The organism is Chitiniphilus eburneus (genome assembly GCF_005048205.1).
In the GTDB taxonomy this organism is placed as follows: domain Bacteria; phylum Pseudomonadota; class Gammaproteobacteria; order Burkholderiales; family Chitinibacteraceae; genus Chitiniphilus; species Chitiniphilus eburneus.
Window position 1 is genome coordinate 1 of record NZ_SUMF01000054.1, and the last position, 8,823, is coordinate 8,823.

The window sequence follows — 8,823 nt, forward strand, 5'->3', positions numbered from 1 at the left end:
CAGCAACCGCGTCATCGGGGTGGACAACCGCCTTTGCCGTGGCGCTGGGGTTGTCGTTGCTGGGGCAGCTTGGCCTGCCGGGCCAGATGGCGTGGGCGCTGGGCGGCGCGCTGACCGGCAGCGTGCTGGTGCTGCTGCTGGCGCGCGCCGGCGAAGGCGAGGCGTCGCCGCTGCGGCTGGTGCTGGCCGGCATTGCGCTCACCGCCACCTGCCACGGTCTGATGGCTTTTCTGCTGCTCAGCCGCCAGGACAGCCTGGATCAGTTCCGCTTCTGGGTCATGGGGTCGCTGGCGCGGCTGACGCCGTCGTTGTTATGGACTGGCCTGCCGGTGCTGGCGGCCGGCGCGTTGGCCTGTCTGCCGCTCCGGCGCCCGCTGGCGGCGCTGACGCTGGGCGACGATCAGGCGCGCGGGCTGGGCCTGAACCCGGAGCGCATCCGCCTGCTGGCGGTGCTGGCAGCCGGTGTGCTGGCCGGTGCCTCGGTGGCGCTGGTCGGCCCGGTGGCTTTTCTCGGCCTGGTCGCGCCGTATTTCGCCCGCGCGCTCGGCGGCATCGCCGTCGGCGTGCAACTGGTGTTCAGCGCGGTATTCGGCGCGCTGTTGCTGCTGGCGGCCGATATCGCCGCCCGCGTGCTGGTGGCGCCGTTCGAAGCGCCGGCCAGCGCGGTGCTGGCGGTGGTGGGCGCGCCGCTGGTGATCTGGATGGTGCGCAGCGATGCGTTGCTGTCGCTGACCCGGACCGGAGCGGAGGGATGAGCGCCACCCGCTCCCTGTATCTGGTTGCCCGTTATCGCGCGTGGTCGATCCGGCTGCCGCGCCGGCAGTTCGTCGCCACGCTGGCCTGCGCGGCGGCGCTGCTGGCGCTGGCGCTGGCCGCGCTCTGCCTGGGCGATACCCGTGTTGCCCCGCCCGATCTGTGGCGGGCGCTGACCGGGCAGGCGCCGGGCTGGCTGAATTTCCTGATCGGGCAGATCCGTTTGCCGCGCCTGCTGGCCGCGCTGCTGGTTGGCGCCGCGCTGGGCGTGGCGGGGCTGATGTTGCAGACCCTGGCGCGCAACCGGCTGGCCAGCCCGGACATGATGGGTATCAACGATGGTGCCTCGTTCGCGATGGCGCTGACGCTGCTGTGGAGCCCGGCCGGGCTGCTGGGGCCGTGGTGGCTGGCGCTGACCGGCGCGCTGGTCACCGTGTTGCTGATCCTGGTGGCGGCGGGCGGCATCGGTTCGCAGGGCTATCGCGTGGTGGTGGTGGGGCTGGCGCTGGCCAATCTGTTGAAAGCCGGTTTCGATCTGGTGCTGGCCACCTTGCCGGCGATGCATTCGGGCGGCCTGTTCGTCTTCAGCGTCGGCAGCTTGCTCGGGCGCGGCTATGCGGTGGCGCTGCCGGCCGCGCTGGGCCTGTTGCTGCTGCTGGGCATGCTGCTGCCGTGGGTGCGCACGCTGGGCATGCTGGGCTTGTCCGACGATCTGGCGCGCGGGCTGGGCGTGCGCCTGCCGCGCGTGCAACTGGCGGCGCTGCTGATCGCTGCGGCGATGGCGGGGCTGGCGGTCAGCGTGGCCGGCCCGATCGGTTTCGTGGCGATTGCCGCGCCCATCGTTGCGCGGGCGCTGGCGGGGCCGGCATCGCTGCCGCTGGCGGCGGCGGGCCTGATGGGCGCTTTTATGGTGCTGGCGGCCGATACGCTGGGGCGGCTGGTGGCCGCGCCGGTGGAAATCCCGGCCGGTGTCGTCACCGGCATGCTGGGCGGGCCGTTCCTGCTCTGGGTATTGCTCGGCCAGCGGGGGCGCCGTGCCTGAGCGCGAACGAGGATAAAGCATGAATCTGCACGTCGAAGGGCTGAAGGCCGATTACCGCGAGCGCCCGGTGCTGACCGGGGTGGACCTTGTCATCGCCAGCGGCGAGGTGGTGGCCATCGTCGGCGCCAATGGTTGCGGCAAATCGACGCTGCTGCGCAGCATGGCGCGGCTGCATCGCCCGGCCGCCGGCCGGGTGCTGGTGGATGGCGAGGACCTGTGGGCGATGCGCCCCGGTGACGCCGCGCGCCGCGTGGGCCTGCTGCCGCAGTTTCCACAGGCGCCGGCCGGGATCACCGTCGAGGCGCTGGTGGGCTTCGGGCGTTATCCCTATCAGGGCCTGTTCCGCCAGTGGTCGCGCGAGGACGAGGCCGCCGTGGCGCAAGCGCTGCGCGAAACCGATATGCTCGACCATGCGGCGCGGCCGCTGGAGCGCCTGTCCGGCGGGCAGCGCCAGCGCGCCTGGCTGGCCATGGTGCTGGCGCAGCAGACGCCGATCCTGATGCTGGACGAGCCGACCAGCATGCTCGATCTGGGGCATCAGGTGGAGGTGCTGCGGCTGGTGCGCGGCCTGGCCACGGCGGGGCGTACGGTGGTGATGGTGCTGCACGACCTGGCCGCCGCCGCGCGCTATGCCGATACGCTGGTGGCGTTGCACGATGGCAAGGTGCTGGCCCATGGCGCGCCGCGTTCGGTGGTGACGGCGCAACGGGTGCGCACGCTGTACGGCATCGATGCGCACGTGATCGCCGCGCCGGACGACGGGGCGCCGGTGGTGGTGCCGGTGGTGGCATAGGCCGTGGCGAGGTTCGGGCGCGGGCTATGCCGGCCCGCCGTCAGGGGTCGCTTCTGATCTTGTAGACGTTGGACGACAGTTGCAGCGTGGCGTCGAACGACACCGGCGGGCGGTGCGGATGCACCTTGAGCACAGCATCGACCCGAAAGCGCAGCAGGCGCTCGGTTTCGCGCGGCAGATCGAGCGTGATGCGCACCCGGGTCAGGCGCGGCTCGTGGCATTCGATGGCTTTGCGCACGCGCTCGCGCAGCAGCTCGCGGTCGTCCGGGTTCAGCAAGCTCAGGCCGGACAGATCGGGGATGCCGAAGGTGATCACCGAATCGGCGGCCAGCGGATGCTGCTCGAACAGTTCTTCGTGTTCCATCACCCGGGTGTTGAGCAGCGCTTCCAGGTCGCGCGCCATCGCCGCCTTGAAGTCGGGCAGTTCGAAGTAGGCCTGGCGCCCCGTCTGCGGGTTGTCCGGCGCATCGTCCAGCAGCCGGTCGAGCACCGACGGCAGCGAGACGGTCTGGCGGCGCGCGTAGCTCATCGGCGCGGCTTCCTACAGCCCGAGGAACCGATCCACCTGGTTGCCCAGCAGGATGCGGTAGGTGACGAAGATCGCCACGGCCACGATGGACAGCAGCGCGAAGTACAGCCAGAGCGGCAATTCGTTGCGCACGAAGCTCTGGAAGCGGTGCGGCAGCTTCCAGTTCGGCGAGAACTCGGCCTTGCCGCCGCGCACGTGCTGGATTTCCTGGCCGACGCGGTGGCTGAGATAGCCCAGCTTTTCGGTGCCTTCCAGCAGGTATTTGCCCTGGAAACCCAGCAACAGGCAGGTGTGGTAGACCTCCAGCGCTTCGACGTTCTTGGCCGGGTCCATGCGCAGCATTTCCAGGCGGTCGAAAAAGCCTTCGCCGGCCAGATGCTCGCCGAACAGGCGCAGTTGCAGCGGCATGCGTTCCCATTCCTCGCGCAGCGGGAACTCCGACGACAGCACGATCTCGTCCATCAGCGCGCAGAACGCATACTTGGCCTGTTCGATGGCCTCGCCCGGCTTGCCGAAGTTGCGCGCGTTCTTGTCGAACTGCGCCAGGAAGGAATCGACACGGCGATTGAATTCGGCCGACGAATTGGGCGGGTTGCCGTCGCGCAGCAGGAACAGCAGATAGATACCGTCCTCCAGCAGGTCGCGCAGCGCGGGGGCGGCGGGGGTTTCCACGGCGAGCGGATGACTGGCTTCGGCGATGGTCTGGGTCATGGCGATCTCTTGGTGCTCACATGGGGTGAGCGACTACGTTGATGAAAAGGTTCGGGCCCCGCCGACAAGGCAAGCGGGGTGCCCCCGCTACCTGAATACGGCAATCAGCTCGATCTTCAATGACGCCAGCGTCTGCGGTACATAGATGCAGACCGAACGCGATTGCAGCATGCGCTGGAAGATGTCGCCGCGCGGTTCCAGCGCGAAGTAGTGGTTGCCCACGCGCACGGGGATCGCCGACGGCGTTTGCGCCGCGTGCGACAGGCTGACGCCACGCAACGCCGAGTTGAGGATTTTCTCCACGTCGTCCGGCGCGCCGACCTTGAATTTGAACGGTACCGATTCGATCACCTGCGCCGCTGGCATGTCGCTCTGCACCGACAGGTAGAAATCGACGTTGTCCAGCAGGCGGTCGCTTTCCAGGCGGCCGATGTAGAACGATGGCTTGGGCTGGGTCAGCGGGATCACGGTGTAGCGCGCCGAGATCACGGTATCGAGCAGTTCGCGGATCTGTTCATCCAGCTTGGGCAGCGTATCGGCCAGGTTGTCGTGGCGGTACGGCGGCAGGTCGGCCAGGGTGTAGATGCTGGAAAAGGTGAGCAGTTCGCCGCAGAACTCGGCCAGCGCCATGTACAGCTCTTCCGGGTGCAGCGGGTCGGCGTGCAACAGGTGGTTCAGCCGCGCGAAGTTGCGGTTCACGGTGTGCAGCAGCCAGAACGACGCGATGTCGGTGGTGCCGTATTCCATCACGTTGCGCGCTTTTTCGCGGTGCGCGCCGGCCAGGGCTTCGCTCTTGACCAGCAGGATGTCCAGCAGGCGGCGGATCAGCCGCGTCAGCAGCGGGCTGGCGCCGACGGTGGTCATCGGCGGCAGGTAATCCTCCTGGGCGCGCCACTGGCCGGTGGCGTCCTTGGTCAGCCGCGCCACCGGCACCGAGTCGTAGCCGTCGCGGTTTTCCTCGTCCACCATCAGCCGCACGTCCATTTCCAGTGTGGTCAGATCGGCTTCCAGTGCCTGGGTATACAGGTCGGCGACGTTGGCGTGCGCGTTGCGGTAGCGCGATGGCCGGCTGGTGGCGGCGTCGCTGGCGGCGGTGTTGCCGCCGTAGGGGTTCAGGTTGGGCAGGCAGGCGTACAGCGTGGTTTCCACGCCCACCTGCGGGATGTCGTTCAGATCGCGCGACAGCGGCAGCGGCTCGCGCGCCGGGGCGGCGAACTGGGTGCCGTCGTGAAACGTCACGCTCATCTGGTCGGCGCGGATCAGCCCGCTCTTGAGCGCGGCGTGATCCAGCTCCAGTGAGCGCAGCCCCCAGGCATGCCGCCGGATCGATTGCAGCGCTTCGGCCACGGCGTTGTCGCCGAACAGAGCCTGCTGCTGAAAATGCTGCGGGCGAAGGAACATGCCTTCGCCCCACAGTACACGCTTGGCCTTGAGCATTCTTGGTGTGTACCTAAAGAGAAACCGGCGATGCGCCGGTTCGGATCGCGCCCGCCCGGACCACGCCCGGACAGGCGCCGTCGATCAACGCTTGGCGGGTTTGGCCGGCGCGATGGCCGTGCACTCCGGCTTATAGTTGGCGGACTGCCCAGGGAGCAGTGTCGGCTGCGGTTTGGTGACCTTCAGGTAACAATCCTGCACCACGAAGCTCAGCCCTTTGCTGCGCACCGCGTCGGCTTCGACCAGGAAGCGCCAGTTCTGCGCGTCCGGCTTACGGAAGTAGCCCACCACGCCCAGGTACTTCGCCTCGGGCAGCAGTTTGTCGGTGACATTCTGCGTGGCGCCCGGGATCAACTGCACTTCCGTGCGGGCGATCAGTTCGTCGCCGAACAGCTCGGCATCGGTCTTGCCACTGGCCGCGGCATCGAATGTCAGCCGGTTGAACTCGTTCTTGTCTTTCAGTTGATATAAGCGAACGACAATGGAAAGCGGGCGGCCGTTGATGTCACGGTTGATGATCGGGTCGGCTGTGCCGCTGATCGGATATTCTTTCGGTCCACTTGCGCATGCGGCAAGGCCAAACGCAATCACGGCACATAAAAACGCGTTTTTGGCGATATTTCTTACAGTGCTGGGGGTTTGATTACGCCTCATTGGCTACTCCCTTTTGATAATTGTGAGCGGATATTATACATTAGCGCCCACACGTTTCGGCAAGTGTAACGGGACTGTTAATAATCATCTGCTTATCGATGCGGATGTACACCGTTAGTTGACGCCTTCCTTTCTAAAGATTGTCTTTTGTTATGTCGCAGTTGAATATCTGGTGGGTGTTGCTGCCGATGCTGGGGGTGTTTCTCAGCCTGGGCTGGGTGGGCTGGCGCTTTTTTTACGCCGGCGGTACCGCCGTGCCCGCTGCCTCGCCACAGCCGGTGCGGATGCCCGCGCCCCCGCGCGAGCCGTGGTGGCCGAAAGTGCGCGCCGCCTTCGTTACGCCATCGCATCGCGTCAACTGGGTGGCGGTGCGCTGGCTGGCGATCGCCACCCTTTTGGTGGCGTTGATCATCCTGGTGACCTTGCGCCTGGCGGGATATCACGTGCTGCGAAACTTATCCCCGCAGGCATATGAGCGTGAGGGGCATATCCAGCTGGCGCTGGAAGACGAAAAGCTGGTGCCGCCGCCGCCTTTGCCGCCGTCGCTGTTCCTCAGTAGCGAGCGGCCGTCGCTGGCCACCGCCGACCGTGACTGGAGCAAGCTGGACCCGCGCTTTACGCAGACGGTGCTGGCGGTGATCGCGCGCCTGGAAACGCGCGGCTTTCCCATTGTGCTGATCGAAGGCTATCGCTCGCCGGACCGGCAGGATTCGCTGGCCGACGGTGGCGTGCTGGTCACCAAGGCGCGTGGCGGGCAGAGCAAGCATCAGTACGGGCTGGCGGTGGACCTGGCGCCGCTGCGCGATGGCCGCATCGTGCTGAGCGAGCGCGATCCGTGGGCCTGGGAGGCCTATCAGGCGCTGGGCGAGGAGGCGGAGGCGGCCGGGCTGACCTGGGGTGGGCGCTGGTCGTTCAAGGATTACGGGCACGTCGAGATGAAGGGCTCGGTGGCCAGGCTCGCCGCCGAGCAGGCGGGAGGCGGCCGCTGAGTGGGCCGTACGACTGCCACGCGCGCGGCGAGGCCGCGTCGCCGGGGGAGGGGAGTGGATTCGTCCGGGGGCGGTGCTGTGCCGCACTCCGGCGTGGTGAGTGCGCGGCATCGATCCGCGCGCCGGATTCGTTGATTAGACAGCGTTGAATAAAACGTAAAGCAAGGTTGTTCACATGAAACGGTGGTTGAAAAACGCGAAGGTCGCCTCGGCGATCGGCTTTTTGATCCTGATCCTGCTGATCTGGTTCATCGGGCCCTATGTCGGGCTGGAAAGCTCGGAAAAGCGTCTGTTCTGGATCTTCGGCGTGATGATGCTGTGGGTGCTGACGCTGCTGGTCGGGCAGATGCTGGCCAATCGCGCGGGCGGGCTGATCGAGAAGATGCTGCAACGGCAGGCCGACGACGCGGTGATGGGCGCCAGCGCCGACAAGCGCGCCGAGGTCAATCTGCTGCGCCAGCGCCTGCTGGGCGCCATCGATACGCTCAAGACCTCCAAGATGGGCAAGGCGCGCGGCAATGCGGCGCTGTACGAGCTGCCCTGGTACATGATCATCGGCCATCCGGCGGCGGGCAAAAGCAGTGCCATCCTGCAATCCGGCCTCACCTTTCCGTTCAGCGACAAGAACGGTGTGCAGGGCGTGGGCGGTACCCGCAACTGTGACTGGTTCTTCGCCACCGAGGGCGTGCTGCTCGATACGGCGGGGCGCTATGCCACGCAGACCGAGGATCGCGTGGAATGGCTGGAGTTCCTCAAGCTGCTCAAGCGCTATCGTTCCAAGGCGCCGGTCAACGGCATTCTGGTGGCGATCAGCCTGCCCGAGCTGGCGCAGCATCAGTCGGAAGGCTTTGCCATCTATGCGCGCCAGATTCGCGAGCGCATCCATGAGATCGAGGATATCTTCGGCTTGCAGGTGCCCATCTATCTGGTGTTCACCAAGATCGACCTGTTGGGCGGTTTCGGCCAGTTCTTCGAGGATGCGGGCGACGACGATCGCAACCGCGTGTGGGGCGCCACGCTGACCCATGATCAGGGCGCGGGCTTCAAGATCGGCCACGTGGTCGGCCAGCAGTTCGAAGTGCTGTATCGCGGCCTGCGCCAGATCGGCGAGGAGAAGCTGGGCAACAATCGTGGCAATGCCGCCAAGGCGGCGCTGTTTGCGTTCCCCATCGAGTTCCATGCGCTGAAGGATGCGATCTGCCGCTTCGTCGAGCTGCTGCACGAAGACGATCCCTACCATGCGCGCCCGCTGCTGCGCGGTTTCTATTTCAGCAGTGCCTTGCAGGAAGGCATTCCGCGCATTGCCGCCGCCACTCGCGTATCCAGCCAGTTCGATCTGGCCCGCAGCGGTTTCGAAACCCGGCAGGCCCCGGCGTCGTACAGCTATTTCCTGCGCGATCTGTTCCGCGAGGTGCTGTTCCCCGACCAGCATCTGATCGCGCGTCAGACCAAGCCCAGCGGCAGCCGCTGGCGTCTGGCCGGCATGGCGGCCGGGCTGGTGGCGCTGGCGCTGATCGCCGGCGGGCTGACCTGGTCGTTCATCGGCAACCAGAAGATGCTGGTCGCCATCGAGGGCGACCGCGCCAAGGCCACCACGCTGGTGGCCACCAATCGCCTGTACGACCAGTTGCAGGGCCTGACCCTGTTGCAGACCCGGCTGGAAGCGTTGCAGCACTACCGGCTGGAAGGCCATCCGTGGCAGGTCGGCATGGGGCTGTACCAGGGCGACAAGCTGGAGCAGTCGCTGCGCAAGCAGTATTTCGACGGCGTGCGCACGGTGATGCTGGACCCGGTGAAGACGCGCCTGGAAGCCTCGCTGGTCGAGCTGGCGCAGGCCGGCCCCGGTGTGGACAAGCCCGATCCGGTGCCGCAGGCGGCCGATGCGCCGGCGCGGCCCGAGCAGCCCGCCGCGCCG

9 protein-coding genes are annotated in these 8,823 nt (G+C 66.9%); 5 read left to right on the forward strand and 4 right to left on the reverse strand.

The window, feature by feature from the left end; all coding sequences use genetic code 11:
- The 3 genes from FAZ21_RS19555 to FAZ21_RS19565 all read left to right on the forward strand — a co-directional run.
- The coding region (locus FAZ21_RS19555) for a FecCD family ABC transporter permease (protein WP_136775110.1) at window positions 1–755 on the forward strand (755 nt) is incomplete at its 5' end.
- Window positions 752–1,795, forward strand: coding sequence for a FecCD family ABC transporter permease (locus FAZ21_RS19560; RefSeq protein WP_136775111.1), 1,044 nt, complete (start codon window positions 752–754; stop codon window positions 1,793–1,795). The genes FAZ21_RS19555 and FAZ21_RS19560, both read left to right, overlap by 4 nt.
- A gap of 19 nt (window positions 1,796–1,814) precedes the next feature.
- Window positions 1,815–2,588: an ABC transporter ATP-binding protein gene (locus FAZ21_RS19565; protein ID WP_136775112.1), complete on the forward strand. Its 774-nt coding sequence runs from the start codon at window positions 1,815–1,817 to the stop codon at window positions 2,586–2,588.
- Between the two features lie 40 nt (window positions 2,589–2,628).
- Here FAZ21_RS19565 and tssE read toward each other — a convergent pair whose 3' ends face one another.
- From tssE to tssJ, 4 genes are all read right to left on the reverse strand, one after another.
- Complete coding sequence (tssE, locus tag FAZ21_RS19570) at window positions 2,629–3,117, reverse strand: type VI secretion system baseplate subunit TssE (protein WP_136775113.1); 489 nt, start codon at window positions 3,115–3,117, stop codon at window positions 2,629–2,631.
- Window positions 3,118–3,129: 12 nt separating this feature from the next.
- Window positions 3,130–3,828, reverse strand: coding sequence for a type IVB secretion system protein IcmH/DotU (gene icmH / locus FAZ21_RS19575; protein WP_136775114.1), 699 nt, complete (start codon window positions 3,826–3,828; stop codon window positions 3,130–3,132).
- An 87-nt stretch (window positions 3,829–3,915) separates the two neighbouring features.
- Entirely contained in the window at window positions 3,916–5,265 is a 1,350-nt protein-coding gene (tssK, locus tag FAZ21_RS19580; protein WP_136775115.1) for a type VI secretion system baseplate subunit TssK, read from the reverse strand.
- Window positions 5,266–5,349: 84 nt separating this feature from the next.
- Window positions 5,350–5,919, reverse strand: coding sequence for a type VI secretion system lipoprotein TssJ (gene tssJ / locus FAZ21_RS19585; RefSeq protein WP_136775116.1), 570 nt, complete (start codon window positions 5,917–5,919; stop codon window positions 5,350–5,352).
- Window positions 5,920–6,071: 152 nt separating this feature from the next.
- On the opposite strand from tssJ, the gene FAZ21_RS19590 reads away from it, so the two are divergent.
- On the forward strand, window positions 6,072–6,908 hold the full coding sequence (locus FAZ21_RS19590; protein ID WP_246038794.1) for a M15 family metallopeptidase: 837 nt from the start codon (window positions 6,072–6,074) through the stop codon (window positions 6,906–6,908).
- A gap of 175 nt (window positions 6,909–7,083) precedes the next feature.
- Window positions 7,084–8,823, forward strand: a 1,740-nt coding sequence (gene tssM / locus FAZ21_RS19595; protein WP_246038795.1) for a type VI secretion system membrane subunit TssM, incomplete at its 3' end; no start/stop codon positions are given.